Below are 16,350 nucleotides of genomic sequence, written 5' to 3'. Positions count from 1 at the left end.
GGTATTAAATAACAGGCTTGGGCTGTCACATCTGTGATGGCCCTGCCAAGAAAATCATGGCTCTATTTGATGGATGAAGTGGCTCTATTCTATGAAAAAGGGTGCTCTATCCGATGACTATATGCACCATGGTCACTTATCTTTTTAAATATTTTGGTTTGTCCATAATAATTATGGGAATATTTATATAAGAAGAAAGGGTGATCGTATTGCTTGAAAACATAGTTTTTTTTAGACATGGAAAAGCTCAGGAAAAAGTTTCGAAAATTGAGGATACAAAACGTCATCTGACAGAAGAAGGAAAGGAGCTTTTAGAAACCGAAATGAAAGGGCTTATGCTTATGATGCCTGATGATCCCGCGATGCAGATATGGGCTAGTAAACTTGACAGAAGTCGTGAGACGGCTGAAATCATAAAACAGCATATTGGAAAAGAAATTTTGGTTTTCGATTTTATCAATACTGGAAATTATAAAGATATGATCACTAGTTTAAAAGCATGTCCCGTCAATTCAGTACTCATAGTAGGGCACGAGCCTTGGCTAGGGGATTGGAGCAAAAAAATGACAGGATGTAGATTGCCGTTTAAAAAGGGAGCAGGTGCAATGTTCAAACCAGATACTGATTTTGAAAAATTTAGCATTTCTTGGTTTGTACAACCACAGGGGTTGTCGAACCTTGGATTGAAAGCATCGAGGTGATCTAAGATGATTATTAAAAAAATAATTGATTCCTTATTTCTCGAAGTCGAAGATACTGTAGACGCCGTTTTTAATCACAAAGAGAACCCTGAGTCTATTCACGCATTCAGGGTTAAAATCAGACAGTTGCGTTCCTTCTTATATTTTGTAAAGCCTCTGATAAACGAAAACAACTATGTTGTAATGCAAACAAAATTAAAAAACCAGAGTTCATACTTTTCTGAAATTAGGGAGCATCATGTAATAATTGATTATTGGAAAACTTTTTGCCAGTCGAGACCAGAATTGATTTCGTATCCCAATGAATTATCCAAATATTTTGATCAAAAGCTGGATGAAATTGAAAAGAAAACATATGAATCAATAAGCAGTGCATTAATTTTAACAAATATAAAATCGCTTCAGAGTGATGAGATCAAATTTGAAAAGATTGCTTCAGACAAGAATTTTGAAAAGTTTTGCACAGATAGAATCAAAGAAATCAAAAAAAAACTATCAAAAGAAATATCCAGTTTAGATATTAGAGATGATGATTTTATTCATAAGACACGTATCAAAGCCAAAAAATTAAGATATTCATTAAATTGTATAAAGCCTTATATTAATAAGGACTATAAAAGATTGATTAAACTTTCTAAAAAGGCTACCGAATTGTTAGGTGGGGTTTGTGATAGCATTAGAATGATAGATTTATTGAACAGTTATGAGAAATCTGATTATCCGAAAGAGCTTAATTATCAGACAGGCCTTTTGGTCGGACATTTGATAGAAAACCAGACCAGCCTTATAAAAAAAGCGAACTCATTGGATTTTTAAGTCACATTTAACTCAAATTGAAGGAAATATGAACATGGATTCTACAAAGAAATTATACCATCAGTAAAATATTGGAGGGATTTAACATGATTTACGCATTGGTCGACGTTGGGTCAAATACTATGAGAATGAATATATATAAGTGTGAAGAAAAGCGGATCAAACTGTTGTTTGGTACTAAAAATCCAGCCGGACTGGCGGGATATGTTGAAAACGGGTCTATGTCAAAAAAAGGAATTAAGAAAGCTATAAGTGTGTTGTCTGAGTTTAAGGGAATCATTCAAAATTTTGATATTGATCAGTTTTTTGTCTTTGCAACAGCATCATTAAGAAACATTGAGAATAGCAATGAGGCCGTACAGGAGATAGAAAGTAAAACGGGTTTGAAAATTGATATTGTGTCTGGAGAAGATGAAGCCATATTGGACTTTATCGGCGCAACCAAAGTTGTTGATGTAAGCGATGGTCTTATCGTTGATATTGGTGGAGGGAGTACAGAGCTGGTTACATTTGAAAACAAAAAAATTATAAATGCATTGAGTATACCAATTGGTTCGTTGAATCTATACAAAAAGTGTGTTGATCAACTTTTACCCGATAAGAAAGAGCGAAAGGCTATAAAGAACACAATAAGAAAAGAACTTGACGGCATAAAAAACATAATAGATAAACCATATAAAATTGTTTGCGGTGTTGGTGGGACAGTTAGAGCAACAAAAAAACTCAATAATGCTATTTTTGATCTTGCTGATGACAATAATGAAATAGAAGTTAAAAATATAAAAAAAATCTTAAAAATACTTTCAAGCGATGAAAGAGATTCACTCGATACTATTTTACAAGTCGTGCCTGACAGGATACATACCATATTGCCTGGAATGTTGATTTTAAATGAGGTTGGTAAAGTTTTCAAAAGCGACAAAATAATAGTCAGCAGTTATGGTGTCAGGGAAGGTTATCTGTACGATAAAGTTTTAAAGGAGAAAGCTTTATATGATAAAGCCTAATTTTAACTATGACACAAGTTATACACAAAATCGTGAACTCTCATGGCTTAGATTCAACGAGCGGGTATTGCAGGAAGGATGCGATTGCACAGTTCCTTTACTGGAAAGACTAAAGTTCATATCCATATTTATCAGTAATCTTGATGAATTTTTTATGATACGTGTAGGCAGTCTATTCGATTTAACTCATATAAAAAAAGAGACATATGACAATAAAACCGGTGATACTCCAAAACAGCAGTTGGAAAAAGTATTTTCAGCTGTAGAACCCCTTTACAAGAGCAAGGATGAAGCATTTTTTAGACTGGAGCAGGAACTTAGACACCGTGAAATTTTTAATCTGGGCATGAGCGAGCTGACGAATTCAGAACTTAAGTTTGTGGAGAATTATTTTAAAAAAAATGTAATGCCTTTGTTGTCTCCACAAATAATTGATTCACATCATCCATTCCCCCATTTGTGGAATAAAGCATTGTATGCAATAGGTAATGTGCAGTACAAAGAAAGTTCTTCAACTATAGGAATACTAGGCGTTCCCAAGGCTCTGCCCAAAATTTTAATTCTACCAAGTAATAAGCTGCGTTATATTCTTATGGAGAAAATAATTCTTTACTATTTTGAATCGGTCTTTGATCTTTATTCAGTTTCGAATAAATGTATAATTTCGGTCACTAGAAATGCTGATATAAGTCCTGAAGACGAAGCCTTTGATTTTGATGAAGATTTTAGATCTCAAATGAAGCAGATACTAAAAAAAAGATCCCGGTTGTCTCCAGTCAGATTAGAAGTCCAAGGAAATCTTGAGAAAAAACTGGGCAAATATTTAATGAATAAATTAAATATAGATGAAGTTCAAATTTTTGCAAGCAAATCTCCTTTGGTTATGGATTATGCTTTTGTACTGGAGGATAACCTTTCTGTACCGGCAAAGCGATCATTGTTATACACACATTTTGAACCTCAGTATCCGTCTACTTTAAACAGAAGTATAAGTGTTAAGAACCAAATCATTAAAAGGGATGTCTTAGTGTTTTATCCTTATGAATCCATAGAACCTTTCATACAGTTGTTAAAAGAAAGCTCGACAGATAAAATGGTGAAGTCGATAAAAATAACCCTATATAGACTGGCTTCGAAATCTAAAGTGATAGAGTATCTTTGCGAAGCTGCAGAAAATGGAAAAGACGTTACTGTAATGATCGAACTGAGAGCTCGATTTGATGAAAAAAACAATATTGAATGGGCAGAGCGACTTGAAGAATCCGGATGCAAAGTCATATATGGATTCGAAGAATACAAGGTTCATTCAAAAATATGTTTGATAACATGTATGGATAAAGACAAAATCAGTTATATTACTCAGATCGGTACTGGAAACTACAATGAAAAAACTGCTAAATTATATACAGATTTGTCGCTAATGACCGCGGATCCTGAAATAGGAAAGGATGCAGCTAATTTCTTCAAGAATATGCTCATTGGAAATTTGGACGGCATATATTTTAAATTACTGGTAGCTCCATCATCATATAAATGTAAAATGATGGAGCTTATTGATGAAGAAATCGAAAAATCAAAACGTGGAATGAACGGTCGGCTTATTTTTAAAGCGAACTCACTTACAGAAAGAGATATAATTGACAAGTTGGCGGAGGCTTCGATTGCAGGCGTTAAAGTCGATCTGATAATTAGAGGGATCTGCTGCATATTACCCGAAATAAAAGGAAAGACAGAAAATATAAGGGTTACGAGCATAGTAGGACGTTTTTTGGAACATCCGAGGATTTATTGTTTTGGCAGTGGCAATGATGCAAAGATATATATTTCCTCTGCAGATTTAATGACTAGAAATATGGATCGAAGGGTTGAGCTTGCTTGTCCAATACTTGATGATGACAACAAAAGAAAAATTATTCATATTTTGGATGTAATGTTAAAAGATAACAAAAAAGCAAGGATCATGAGAAGTGACGGAACTTACGTTAAAAAAGAAGGATCCAAAAACAGCCCATTTAACAGTCAAAAATTCTTTATTCGGGAAACGATGTTGTCCAACATAAAAATAAAGCAAGAAAGGCCCGGAAAAATTTTCAAAACAAAGTTATTAAAGATTGCATTTAATGGAATCACTAAGATAATCAGCAAATTATAATATCAAATAAAGCAAACAAAGGGGACGGTTCTTTTTGTTTGCTTTAATGCTATTTGATCTAAAAAATTCTGTAATCATCTAAGGATCTCTTTGACCCTGCCGACGATTCCGTTCTCAAGCATTACTTTAATTCCATGGGGGTGGGTAGGTGATTTTGTAAGGATTTTTTTAACGATTCCTTCGGTTAATTTGCCAGAGCCCTGATCTTGTTTTTGCACAACTTTAACTTGAGAACCAATTTTTATATTTTCACGTTTAACACCATTCATAATTCATCCTTCTTTCTTTAACTTTTATCCATGGTTGGGTCTGTCGATAATTTTGTGTTTTGAAATATTGAACCCTTTATTATAAATGGCCGCTGACTCCATCAGGGAAGAAAACAGACAGTTGGAAGGGGATTTGACACGACAAACCATGTCTTCATAACACAGTAAATTCGTACTTAGCAAATTGATAGAGTTATAACTAGCATTGCTAGTCTGATTTTTCATCCATTGTCTCGAGTAAAAAACTAACCGGTCGAAATCCATCATTGCATGAGATCATAGCAGATTTTTTGTTTTTCATCCAACCGTCGTAAAAATTTTCGCCACCATGAGAAAGGGTCAATACAAATGCTGACATACTGTCCCATGCGCTATCACAAAAATTAGCAGGTTTTTTCCAGCCGTCTGCTACAAAGATTTGACCCACGCGCATGTTACATTCGTGGTTTAAAGGGTTCTCATACTTATCGATCAAGTCATCGTAACGAGCTGTTTTCATAACAGTGATCCTAACTTTTTGCATATCACACACTCCTTATTTTTGAACTATTTGTGATTTATGTACCCTTACGCGAACAAAAAGAACCGTCCCTTTTGTTTCAAAAAGAACCGTCCCTTTTGTTTTTCTTTTTTTATTGTAACATCTTTTTATAAAACAACTCAATTCTGTCTTTCATTAAACTATCATTTGGATAAATAAAATAGAGTGGCCGTTGAATCGAGTAGTTTTCTATGGTAAGGTGGCATAACTCACCTCTTTCAACTTCTTGCCTGGCAACTTCTTCATACATAAATGAAATGGCATCTGAATTCTTGATCATTTTTTTCATAATTCCAAAACTACTAATTTCGTAGATTTTAGAAGCCGAAAGCAACGAATCATTTTTTTGATATAAATAATTCTCGAATATTTCTCTTGTACCTGATCCTTTTTCTCTTAAAATTAATGGGTACTTATGAATATCAGATAATGTTACGTTCTGACCTTCTAATGGATGTCCCTTTCGGGCTACCGGAAGAAATCTGGTGTTGCAAAATTCATAGTGTTTAAATAAAGATTTATCAAAAATTCCTTCAATAAACGCACAGTACAATTCGTTATTTAATAGCATTTTAATAATTGATTCCGTATTTTTTACCGTAACATACAGTAACTCATCATAATTGTGCAAATAAGAACTTAAGTAACTTGGCAAATAATAGTCTGCTATAGAAAGTGTTGCACCAATTTTAATTGGTGTTTCCACTTTTTTTATTTGATTTATAAGCTGTTCTTCATTTGCAACTTGAAACTTAGCATAGTTGTATAGTAATTTCCCTTGTTTAGTCAACTTAACAGACTTACCATCAATATTGATCAATCTACAATTATAGTATTCTTCCAGTTTTTTTATATGTTGAGTAACAGCAGGTTGAGTTAAATTCAACTCGGTTGCTGCTTTTGTGTAGTTCCTGTATTGTGCTACTTTTAAAAATGTATAAATTTTTGTATCAATCATATATGCCTCCATATCGATTTATTTCACATTGATAACTATAACATTAAGTTATCAATAATAACAAACAATAATTTGATATTATAATTACTTCTGTGTAAAATCATAATATAACTTCTAAGGAGGACATTATGAAAAAAATATTTACTTATCTACCAGGTTTTTTTATGGCTGTTTTAGTTGCTTTATTAGCAAGTTGTCTGGAATCATTACTTCCAATCCCGCTCGTTGGGAATTCTGTAATTGCTCTTTTTATTGGAATGGCGATTAACCGTATCAAGAAACCAAGTAAAATGCTGGAACAAGGCTTAAGGTTCACATCTAAAAAAGTTCTTAAGTTTTCTATAATACTATTAGGAGCTTCATTAAGTATCGGAACAATTTTTAATGTTGGTCGCTTGTCATTAACAGTAATGTTTTTTACACTTCTTACTTGTTTTGGTGGTGGTTATTTTATTGGAAAATGGCTTGGCTTGGATTGGAAACTTTCTAATATGATTTCTGCTGGAACTGGAATTTGCGGTGGATCTGCAATTGCTGCAATAGCACCAGTAATTGAAGCAGATGATAAAGATATAGCTTATGCCATGTCTGCTACATTTTTATTTGATATGGTTATGATAGTATTATTTCCAATTATGGGTCGTTCGATGGGATTAAACGACATGGCATTTGGTCTGTGGGCAGGCACTGCTATAAATGATACTTCAAGTGTAGTTGCGGCTGGATACGCATTTAGCGAAAAAGCTGGAGATTTTGCCACAATGGTAAAACTTACCCGTACACTATCAATTATACCGACAGTATTGATATTTTCTCTAGTTAATAAGCGAATAAATATTAAAAATAGAAATACAACATATCGTGAAAATGTAAAAATTACATCGTTGTTTCCATGGTTTATCATAGCATTTATTGGGATGGCTTTAATTAACAGCCTAGGGTTAATTCCAATTATAGTTTCCAATTTTATGAAAATTTTAAGCAAATTCTTAATGGTCTCTGCATTGGCTGCAATAGGTATGAATACCGACTTTCAAGAAATGAAAATGTCAGGTATCAATCCTATGATTCATGGTTTTATCATTTCATCCTTAGTTGTTATCGTAGCTATTGTGGTTGAATATTTTATGAATATAGTTTAGTCAAAATTCACTTTCACACAAGAAGACAGACCGTCTCTGCAGTGGCCTGCAGCCAATCAAACTTCGCTTTGCTCGTTTTCTTGGGCATGCTGTACGTAAGACAGTCGTAATGCTTATTTCGTCGCTTTGCTCTTTGTAAGCATAACCACCGTCTCCACATGAGGCGTGTGCGGGAACATGTCAACACATTTGATCTCCTTGATTATGTACCCTGATCCCAGGAAAAAGGGAAGATCTCTTACCAAAGATGTTGGTTTGCAGGAAACATACACAAATACTTCAGGAGCAAAATCAGTTATTTTATCTATTGCTTTAGGGTGGATCCCGTCCCTGGGTGGGTCCAATACGATTACCTCAGGATTTGTATTCAAGTCATTGATCACGTTAAGTACATCGCCGCAAATGAACTTTGCATTATCAATCTTATTCAGTTTCGCATTTTCTATTGCAGCATTTACAGCATCTGGAACGATTTCAACGCCTGTAACTGACAAATACTTTTTGGCCAAAATTTGAGTTATCGTACCTGTTCCGCTATATAGATCATAAATTTCCTTGGCAGCATATGGTTCGATAAAATCTGTTATGACGTCGTAAAGAACCTCAGCACCCAGTGTGTTGGTTTGAAAAAAGGATCGTGGTGTTATTTTGAAATTCAAGTCGTTAATTATATCGGTTATATAATTTTGACCAAATAAAACATCTGTTTTATCCTCTTGAACGGTATCAGATAAAGAATCGTTAATTGTATGGATGATGCTTTTTATGTTTCCTGTCAAATTTATATCTTGAAGTGTTTTGATAAATTTTTCCTTATTTAAATCTCCTTGTGAACTCGTAACTAGCTCAATAAGCAATTCACCAGTTTGGATCCCTTTTCTAATTACAAGATGTCTTAAAAATCCCAAGTGCGAATTTTTATGATAGTAGTCATATCCTTCATTAGTGCAAAAGATCAATACGCCTCTTAATATTCGATTAAAATCATCATCAACCAAATAACAGTTTTTGATATCTACTATATCATACATGCTGCCTCTTTTATGCAATCCCAAAACTAAAGGGCCGTCTTTGTATTCATCACCAAAGGAGAACTCCATCTTGTTTCTGTAATGAAATGGGGCGGGGGATCCTTTGATTCCAGAATATACAGGCTCTATATCAAAATCCTTTAGGAGCTCCTTGATAAAACTTTCCTTTAAGGTCAGCTGAGCGTCGTAAGGCAAATTCTGATAAGTGCAGCCGCCACATGTACCAAAAAGTGAACAGTTGGGTATAATTTCATTTTCTGCAGGTTGTATCACTTCCAACAAAGTACCTTCAATTTTACTTTTTCTTTTCTTCTTGATCCGTGCCTTTACCAGTTGACCTGGCAAAGTATTGTGAATAACAATTTTTTTATCCTCTATGTATGAAGAACCTCTATTGGGAAAAGAAAGATCTTCTATTTTTATTTCGACAATGTCACCTTTTTTAACCATTGCAACCTCCTGAATTTGATTTACTCGCTTCATTATAATATAATTTACTGGTATTATGTAGTTTTACTGATATTAAAGTACTTGAATTTTTTGGCCTAAGGTATAAAATTATACTTGTACACATTTTAGGAGGCGAATAATTGAAACTTAAATCACATATAACAATAGCTTCTAAAGCTGCTGAAATATTGGAGGAACACTTGGATATAAGCATCGATAGGAATTCATTGGAGCTCGGTGCTATATATCCGGATGTAAATTTCTTTAGAAGAATTAAATTACACAATATTAATGAAGTTCATAAAAACTTTGTTATTCAATCAAAAAATTTTATTAACAGAACAAACAAACTGACACTCTCATTCTCTTTGGGAATGCTGTCGCATTATGTTTGTGATGCATTTTGTCATCCCCATAATAAAAAGATAAGAAGCTACAGTGATTTTAAAGATCATGTGGCATATGAATTGGTTTTGGCCAAAGCTGTAGAAAATTTTGAGTTAAAGAAACCGTTCATTGATAAACTGTCTAAGAAATTACAAATAGCTCAAGAGTTGGTTATCAAGGATTTTATTGAAGATCTTAGAACTGAATATTTGTATAGAATCAGTGAAAATAAAAAAATTCAGTGTAGAAATGATATTGAATTTTCGGTACATGCCAGTACGATAATAATGATTGGATTAATAATTAGTTTACAAGAAGCTCAGTGTCCCGAATTGAGCACTATAATGGTTTAAAATATCAGATAAATAAATATTTAACGGAAAGTCAGGTGCCAAATTGCGTAAAAAAATAATAGATGCGAAAAGAATCGTAATCAAAATAGGGACATCATCAATAACGTATCCCACGGGCAATATTAATTTAAACAAAATGGAAGTTCTTGCTCGTGTCATAACAGATCTTCAAAATAGCGGTAAAGAAGTTGTTTTAGTATCCTCTGGTGCCATCGGCGCCGGCATGGATCGAATGGGAATGAGTACAAAACCGGTAATTCTCAAGGAAAAACAGGCTACAGCTGCAGTAGGACAAGCCATACTGATGCAATTATATCAAAAATTTTTCGGCGAATACAATCAGTCTATTGCCCAGATTTTGCTCACAGCTGATGTTTTCTTTTCCAAAATAAAGAAGACGAACACGATAAACACATTTGAGACATTGTTTAAATATGGTGTTGTCCCGATAGTAAACGAGAATGATGCCATATCAACGGATGAAATTCAAGAAGAGAGATTTGGAGACAACGATACTTTGTCAGCCATGGTAGCAGTAATGGTAAAAGCCGATTTACTTGTAATATTATCCGATGTGGATGGCCTCTATGATTCAAACCCATCATTCAATCCGGATGCAAAACTAATAACCACTGTTGAAGAAGTAAGTGATGAACTTATGGAAATAGCAGGTACTACAAACAGCAAGGTTGGCACGGGTGGAATGTATACGAAACTTTGTGCTTCGAAGATAACTTCTGAAAAAGGGATTCCAACCATCATTGCAGGAGCCGAAAATCTGGCAAATATTTATTCGATCCTTCAAGGAGAAGAAATCGGTACGTTCATAAAATAGATCACTTCAAAGATTCCATACAATGTTATGGGATTTTTGTTGTTTAAGACGAGGAGAAATACAGTGATTAAAAAATTTATTAAATATTATAAGCCACATAAAAAGTTATTTATAGCAGATTTTACAAGTGCATTTTTCATGTCTTTAATAGATTTGGTTTTTCCAATAATCGTTGCGAAAATCATTGATACGATTTTGCCTGAAAAGAATTTGAATTTACTGCTTTTGATTTCAGCAGTGATGCTTGTATTGTATATAATTAGGGCAATTTTGAATTATGTGGTCAATTATTGGGGGCATGTATTGGGTGTCAGGATCGAATCGGATATGCGAAAAGATCTTTTTAGTCACATCCAAAAATTGTCTTTCAGATATTTTGACAACACGAAGACTGGACACATAATGTCCAGGTTGGTCAATGATTTATTTGATATCGCAGAATTTGCTCACCATGGGCCGGAAGATATTTTTATAACGATAATAACCATAATCGGTTCATTTGGGATAATGTTCATGATCAATTGGAAACTGGCGCTGATTATATTCATTCTAATACCGGTAATGTTGTATTTTACCATAAGAAAAAATAGACAGATGAGAAAAGTATTTGCTGATATGAGAATAAAGATAGCAGATATAAACGCTCAAATAGAGGATAGTGTCTCAGGTGTCAGGGTTGTTCAATCTTTCGGAAATGAATGGTATGAAGAAAAGAAATTTGATATTGGAAATGAAAATTACAGGCTTACAAAGGAGAAGTCATACAAGATAATGGGTGAATTCATTTCCGGAGTAAATTTTTTGGCAAATATCCTTTATTTATCTGTGGTTGTATTCGGTGGCATCTTTATCTACTACAGCCAGATCTCAGTGGGACAATTGGTTCAGTACTTGTTGTATGTAAATATCTTTATAGAGCCGGTTAAAAGAATCGCCAATTTTGTAGAGACCTTTCAAAAAGCCGCTTCAGGTTTTAACAGGTTTGATGAAATTATGATGATCGAACCGGATATCGTCGACAATAAAAGAGCCAAATCTATAGGGAAATTGTCAGGTGAAATCTTATTTAAAGATGTCGGGTTTAGTTATAATACCAAAGAAAAGGTATTGAATGGTATCAATTTGAAAATCAATCCGGGGGAAACAGTAGCTTTGGTGGGTCCATCAGGTGCAGGGAAGTCTACACTATGCAGCCTGATACCCAGATTCTACGAAGTGGACAATGGTTCAATCACGGTAGACGGAATGAACATAAAAAATATAAAAATTAGAGATTTAAGAGATAATATAGGGATTGTCCAACAAGACGTATTTTTGTTCTCTGGAACTATACGTGAAAATATCGCTTATGGGAATACCAATGCATCGGATGAAGAAATTATCAATGCGGCCAAACTTGCCAATGCACATGAGTTTATTAAAAATCTACCCAACGGGTACGAGACATATACGGGAGAAAGAGGAGTAATGCTTTCGGGAGGACAAAAACAAAGGATCAGCATAGCGAGGATATTTTTGAAAAACCCTCCGATTTTAATTTTAGATGAAGCAACTTCAAGTTTGGATAATGAAAATGAACGAATTATTCAACAATCCTTCGATAGATTGTCTAAAAGCAGGACTTCAGTGATAATTGCACATAGGCTCGCCACCATAAAAAATGCTGACAGAATCGTTGTATTGACCGACGAGGGAATAGAGGAAGAAGGTAATCATGATGACTTATATGCGAGAAATGGTATGTATAAAAAATTGTATGATGCTCAGCAATTAAATTAAAATTATAAAACCGGTTGCCTTTATAAAATATAAATGTTATAATTCCAATATGGATTTTAAACAAGTTAAAAAAGGAGGCCGTGTAATGGTAGATTTGAAAAAAATATCTGAATTGGTAGGAAATCTCGAGGAAGATGAATTGCTGGAATTGTTGCAAGAATTTGTTGATTCCAAACCATATGAAGAAGAAGCACAACAAGTTGTATCCGCATGTCAGGAGGGAATGGCAAAAGTAGGCGATCTTTTTGAATCGGGAGAATATTTTGTAGGTGACTTGATTTTTGCAGGAGAGTTACTTTCAGAATCTATCGATATGTTAAAACCAGTAATTGGCTCCAGCGGAGGAGTAAAAATAGGTAAAATGATTGTGGGGACAGTTCATGGTGATCTACATGATATAGGCAAGAATATTTTTAAGAGCATGTCTGAAGCAGCAGGTTTTGACGTGATAGATTTGGGTATAGACCAACCTGCGGCTGCTTTTATAGATAAAATAAAAGAATTGAATCCTGACATCGTAGGAATGAGTGGTGTATTGACATTGGCTCTCGAATCAATGAAAGACACGGTCGATGCTATTAAAGAGGCGGGTTTAAGAGACTCTGTAAAAATCATCATAGGGGGAAATCCGGTTACCAAAGAGGCGTGTGAACATATCGGAGCCGACGCATATACAACAAATGCCGCTGAAGGTGTTAAAATCTGTCAGTCATGGGTCAAATAGAATAAAAAAGCGCTTTGGACTTTCAAAGCGCTTTTTTTGATGGTATAGTATGTTTATAAATGCTGTAGGGTTGGTATAAAATAGTTAAAGATCAGAGGAGTGAAATGATGAAAAAGATAATATGGGCAACCACAACCGTTTTGTCGGCTGTTTTAATGGTAATGGGTATATTATATTTGATACAAAGAAAACAGGACGAAAAAATCGGCGGAAGATTGATAAAAGTAGATTACCGATTCAGCAAAGAATTTTGATGCTGAATGATCTGGGAGATAACTAGGGTGATCATAAAAGGTTTTTGTTTTATAAGGGATCAAACTCTGAATGCGATAAGAGATGGATCCCTTTTTGAATGCATGCAAATTGAATGATTTGCTTATAATAGGTATAATTTAATATTTTTAATGTTATAATGTACGGGAATGCATTTTATGACATAAATCTATTTTGGAGTTGATTTAATGAAAAAAGTGGTTATTTTTACTGCATCTACAGGTGGAGGACACAACATAGCTGCAAATTCTTTAAAAGAACATTTCGAATCAAGGGATTTTGATGCAGAAATAGTAGACGCATTTAAGGAAACAAGTGTATTTTTAGACAAATTGATTGCGAAAGGTTATGAAAAAATAGTAAACATAAGTCCTAAAACCTATGGGAGAATGTATAAGGCTGCAAACAACAAGACACTTAGTCATTACATAATGGCAATTATTACCGATGTAATGGAAAAGGACATTACAAGTTTGATCCAGGAAAAAGAACCTGATTTAATTATTGCCACGCATCCTTTGGTGACAAACGTTTTAGGAACACTTAAAGAAGAAAATGAATTTGACCTGCCAATCATCTCCATTGTCACGGATTATATGATCCATAGAGCGTATATACACGAAAAGATAGATGCATATGTAGTCGGCAGCGAATATACCAAAGAAACTATGATAGAAAAAGGAGTAGAAGGGAACAAGATTTATCCGGTGGGAATACCGGTCAGAAAATCCTTTCTTGACCATAAAAAAGTAGCTGTCAAAAATTATGATGTAGATCTTACGGTTTTATTGATGGCCGGGTCTATGGGCACCAATCAGATTGAAAAAGCATTTGTGAATCTTCTTAAATCCAAGCATTATTTAAAAATAATCGTTGTTTGCGGCAAAAACGCAAAGGTCAAATCAAAAATCGACAAAATTCTTGAAGATTATTACTACAATAAAATTGTAGATGTACATGGATTTGCCGAGAACATTCCAGAACTTATGGATATGGCCGATTTGGTCATAACAAAACCGGGTGGACTAACAACAACAGAATCAATAATAAAGAATATTCCAATGTTGATCCCATATTACATTCCAGGACAGGAAGAAGAAAACGCTGATTTTCTTATAGAAACTGGAATGGCTCTAAAAGTCGACAAAATAAAGGACTTGACTACGGTTATAGATTATCTTGTTCACAATAAAGACATTTTAGACAGTATGGCCAAAAATATGTCCGAGCTCTCGAAAGAACAGTCCATAGATTCCATTATTGAGCTTGGCACCAAGTTGATTAATAAAAAGATAGGACTGTCACAGGTGTGACGGTCCTATAATCTTATAAGGAGAAGAATATTGAACTTATTCTGAAATAAGTTATCAAGACCAAAGCATCAAGTATGGTGCTAATCATTGGATTTGCCATTATTGCCGGATCTAATCCAATTTTTTTAGCCAGCATGGGCAGAGTGCTTCCGATAAGTTTGGCACTGGCAATAGTCACGATCAACGTAAGGCTGACTACTAATGACAAAGTGCTGTTGTAACCACCTATAAATGACATTCTGGCAAAATTTAAAACTGCCAGGCAAATACCGATCAACAAGCTTACCCTCAATTCTTTCCAAATGATCTTGAAAATATCCTTGAATTCTACATCACCCACTGCAATGGATCTAACCATTAGAGTAGATGCCTGAGCACCCGCATTACCACTGGTACCCATCAACATGGGTATGTTGGCACTTAAAATCGCCATTCCTGCTATTAAAGCTTCGTAACTTTCCATAATTGCACTGGTAATGGTGGCAGAGATCATCAATATTGCCAACCACGGGAATCGCTTTTTAAAAAGCTGGATTACTGTAGATTCCATGTATGTTTCCTCAGATATCTGCATACCGGCCATAATGTGGAAGTCTTTGGTAGTTTCTTCTTCCATTACATCCATTACATCATCAACTGTAATAATTCCTACAAGGCGGTTCTCCGAATCCACTACAGGCATGGCCAACAAGTCGTATTTCAAGAACTTGTCAGCTACGTCTTCCTGATTTGTTGAAGTTGTTACACTAATATAGTCATAATTCATAATATCTTCAATTTTAGAATCTTCGGAAGAAAGTATCAGTTCCTTCAAAGATATGATACCTTCCAGTTTGCGCTCGTTGTTTATAACGTAGCAGGTGTAAATCGTTTCTTTGTCAACACCTATGGTTCTGATTCGAGCGATTGCCTGTTTAACTGTCATCAGCTTTTTTAAATCAACGAATTCGATAGTCATTATGCTTCCGGCACTATATTCCGGATAATTTAAAAATTGATTTATCAGTTTCCGTTCATTTTCGGGAGTGTTTTGAAGGATTTTTTTTACCAATATTGCAGGTATTTCTTCCAAATAGTCGATTTTATCGTCGAAATTCAACTCGTTGACCAATTCTCTCAGCTCATCTTCCTTGATCAATTGGGAGAGTTTTGCTTGATAGAATGACTCCAAATGAGAAAACACTTCTACAGCCAGATCTTTTGGCAAGAGTCGGAACATTAAAAGACTTTCCTTGTCATTCACTTCTTCCATTGCATCAGCTATGTCAGGGGCATGAAGGGTTTCAAGGTAATTTTTAAGTTCTTTGAAGTTTTTGTTTTCAAGTAGTTCAAATAGTTTTTCCATAATATTACCTCCAGAATTTGTAGTAGTGGGATAAAATGAAAACAAACTTCCATTTATAAAAACACAATAATTTTCATATGGGCAGCCTGATATTTAACAAAGTATTTTTATTATATTAATTATAACAGATTATATCAATGAAAAAGACGATAAAGTCTATATAATGGTGTAAATTCAAAAATTAAAAAAATTGAGCCAAAAGGGTTCAACCTCGGATAAAATAGAGTTGTCGAAAAACCATCAACCCGAGGAGGAAACCCAAATGACTCAGATT

Annotated in this window: 16 protein-coding genes; 11 read left to right on the top strand and 5 right to left on the bottom strand. The window is 34.4% G+C overall.

Going from position 1 to position 16,350, the window contains the following annotated elements; translation table 11 throughout:
- The first annotated feature begins 209 nt into the window (after positions 1 to 209).
- From IWB18_RS11560 to ppk1, 4 genes are all read left to right on the top strand, one after another.
- Complete coding sequence (locus IWB18_RS11560) at positions 210 to 701, top strand: SixA phosphatase family protein (protein WP_195683778.1); 492 nt, start codon at positions 210 to 212, stop codon at positions 699 to 701.
- Positions 702 to 707: 6 nt separating this feature from the next.
- Positions 708 to 1,517: a CHAD domain-containing protein gene (locus IWB18_RS11555; protein WP_195683777.1), complete on the top strand. Its 810-nt coding sequence runs from the start codon at positions 708 to 710 to the stop codon at positions 1,515 to 1,517.
- Positions 1,518 to 1,603: 86 nt separating this feature from the next.
- Positions 1,604 to 2,524 carry a Ppx/GppA phosphatase family protein gene (locus tag IWB18_RS11550; protein WP_195683776.1) on the top strand — a complete coding sequence of 307 codons (921 nt, stop codon included), beginning with the start codon at positions 1,604 to 1,606 and terminating at the stop codon, positions 2,522 to 2,524.
- Complete coding sequence (gene ppk1, locus IWB18_RS11545) at positions 2,511 to 4,676, top strand: polyphosphate kinase 1 (RefSeq protein ID WP_195683775.1); 2,166 nt, start codon at positions 2,511 to 2,513, stop codon at positions 4,674 to 4,676. Before IWB18_RS11550 ends, ppk1 begins: the two co-directional genes overlap by 14 nt.
- A 74-nt stretch (positions 4,677 to 4,750) precedes the next feature.
- On the opposite strand, the gene IWB18_RS11540 is transcribed toward ppk1, so the two are convergent.
- From IWB18_RS11540 to IWB18_RS11530, 3 genes are all read right to left on the bottom strand, one after another.
- On the bottom strand, positions 4,751 to 4,945 hold the full coding sequence (locus IWB18_RS11540) for a YwbE family protein (RefSeq protein ID WP_195683774.1): 195 nt from the start codon (positions 4,943 to 4,945) through the stop codon (positions 4,751 to 4,753).
- A 208-nt stretch (positions 4,946 to 5,153) separates the two neighbouring features.
- Positions 5,154 to 5,468 carry a TIGR04076 family protein gene (locus IWB18_RS11535; RefSeq protein ID WP_195683773.1) on the bottom strand — a complete coding sequence of 105 codons (315 nt, stop codon included), beginning with the start codon at positions 5,466 to 5,468 and terminating at the stop codon, positions 5,154 to 5,156.
- Positions 5,469 to 5,577: 109 nt separating this feature from the next.
- Positions 5,578 to 6,444 (bottom strand): LysR family transcriptional regulator, encoded by an 867-nt coding sequence (locus tag IWB18_RS11530; RefSeq protein WP_195683772.1) that lies wholly within the window; start codon positions 6,442 to 6,444, stop codon positions 5,578 to 5,580.
- 128 nt (positions 6,445 to 6,572) lie between these two features.
- On the opposite strand from IWB18_RS11530, the gene IWB18_RS11525 reads away from it, so the two are divergent.
- Positions 6,573 to 7,586: a YeiH family protein gene (locus IWB18_RS11525; RefSeq protein WP_195683771.1), complete on the top strand. Its 1,014-nt coding sequence runs from the start codon at positions 6,573 to 6,575 to the stop codon at positions 7,584 to 7,586.
- Positions 7,587 to 7,699: 113 nt separating this feature from the next.
- On the opposite strand, the gene rlmD is transcribed toward IWB18_RS11525, so the two are convergent.
- Entirely contained in the window at positions 7,700 to 9,067 is a 1,368-nt protein-coding gene (gene rlmD, locus IWB18_RS11520) for a 23S rRNA (uracil(1939)-C(5))-methyltransferase RlmD (RefSeq protein WP_195683770.1), read from the bottom strand.
- A 140-nt stretch (positions 9,068 to 9,207) separates the two neighbouring features.
- On the opposite strand from rlmD, the gene IWB18_RS11515 reads away from it, so the two are divergent.
- From IWB18_RS11515 to IWB18_RS11490, 6 genes are all read left to right on the top strand, one after another.
- Positions 9,208 to 9,807: a zinc dependent phospholipase C family protein gene (locus tag IWB18_RS11515; protein WP_195683769.1), complete on the top strand. Its 600-nt coding sequence runs from the start codon at positions 9,208 to 9,210 to the stop codon at positions 9,805 to 9,807.
- Positions 9,808 to 9,850: 43 nt separating this feature from the next.
- Positions 9,851 to 10,642, top strand: a complete 792-nt coding sequence (proB, locus tag IWB18_RS11510; protein WP_195683768.1) for a glutamate 5-kinase — start codon at positions 9,851 to 9,853, stop codon at positions 10,640 to 10,642.
- 63 nt (positions 10,643 to 10,705) lie between these two features.
- On the top strand, positions 10,706 to 12,421 hold the full coding sequence (locus tag IWB18_RS11505) for an ABC transporter ATP-binding protein (protein WP_195683767.1): 1,716 nt from the start codon (positions 10,706 to 10,708) through the stop codon (positions 12,419 to 12,421).
- 85 nt (positions 12,422 to 12,506) lie between these two features.
- The gene (locus IWB18_RS11500; protein ID WP_195683766.1) at positions 12,507 to 13,145 is read left to right on the top strand and encodes a cobalamin B12-binding domain-containing protein; all 639 of its coding nucleotides are present in this window, start codon (positions 12,507 to 12,509) and stop codon (positions 13,143 to 13,145) included.
- Positions 13,146 to 13,252: 107 nt separating this feature from the next.
- Positions 13,253 to 13,399: a stress-responsive transcriptional regulator PspC gene (locus IWB18_RS11495; RefSeq protein WP_195683765.1), complete on the top strand. Its 147-nt coding sequence runs from the start codon at positions 13,253 to 13,255 to the stop codon at positions 13,397 to 13,399.
- A 207-nt stretch (positions 13,400 to 13,606) separates the two neighbouring features.
- A complete protein-coding gene (locus IWB18_RS11490; protein ID WP_195683764.1) occupies positions 13,607 to 14,731 on the top strand; it encodes an MGDG synthase family glycosyltransferase in 1,125 nt (374 codons plus the stop codon).
- Positions 14,732 to 14,744: 13 nt separating this feature from the next.
- On the opposite strand, the gene mgtE is transcribed toward IWB18_RS11490, so the two are convergent.
- Positions 14,745 to 16,076 (bottom strand): magnesium transporter, encoded by a 1,332-nt coding sequence (mgtE, locus tag IWB18_RS11485; protein ID WP_195683763.1) that lies wholly within the window; start codon positions 16,074 to 16,076, stop codon positions 14,745 to 14,747.
- Positions 16,077 to 16,350 lie beyond the last annotated feature (274 nt).

Origin of the sequence: Alkalibacter mobilis (assembly GCF_015594845.1) — a bacterium.
Classification (GTDB): Bacteria; Bacillota; Clostridia; order Eubacteriales; family Alkalibacteraceae; genus Alkalibacter; species Alkalibacter mobilis.
This window is presented reverse-complemented; position numbering and strand designations above follow the sequence as displayed.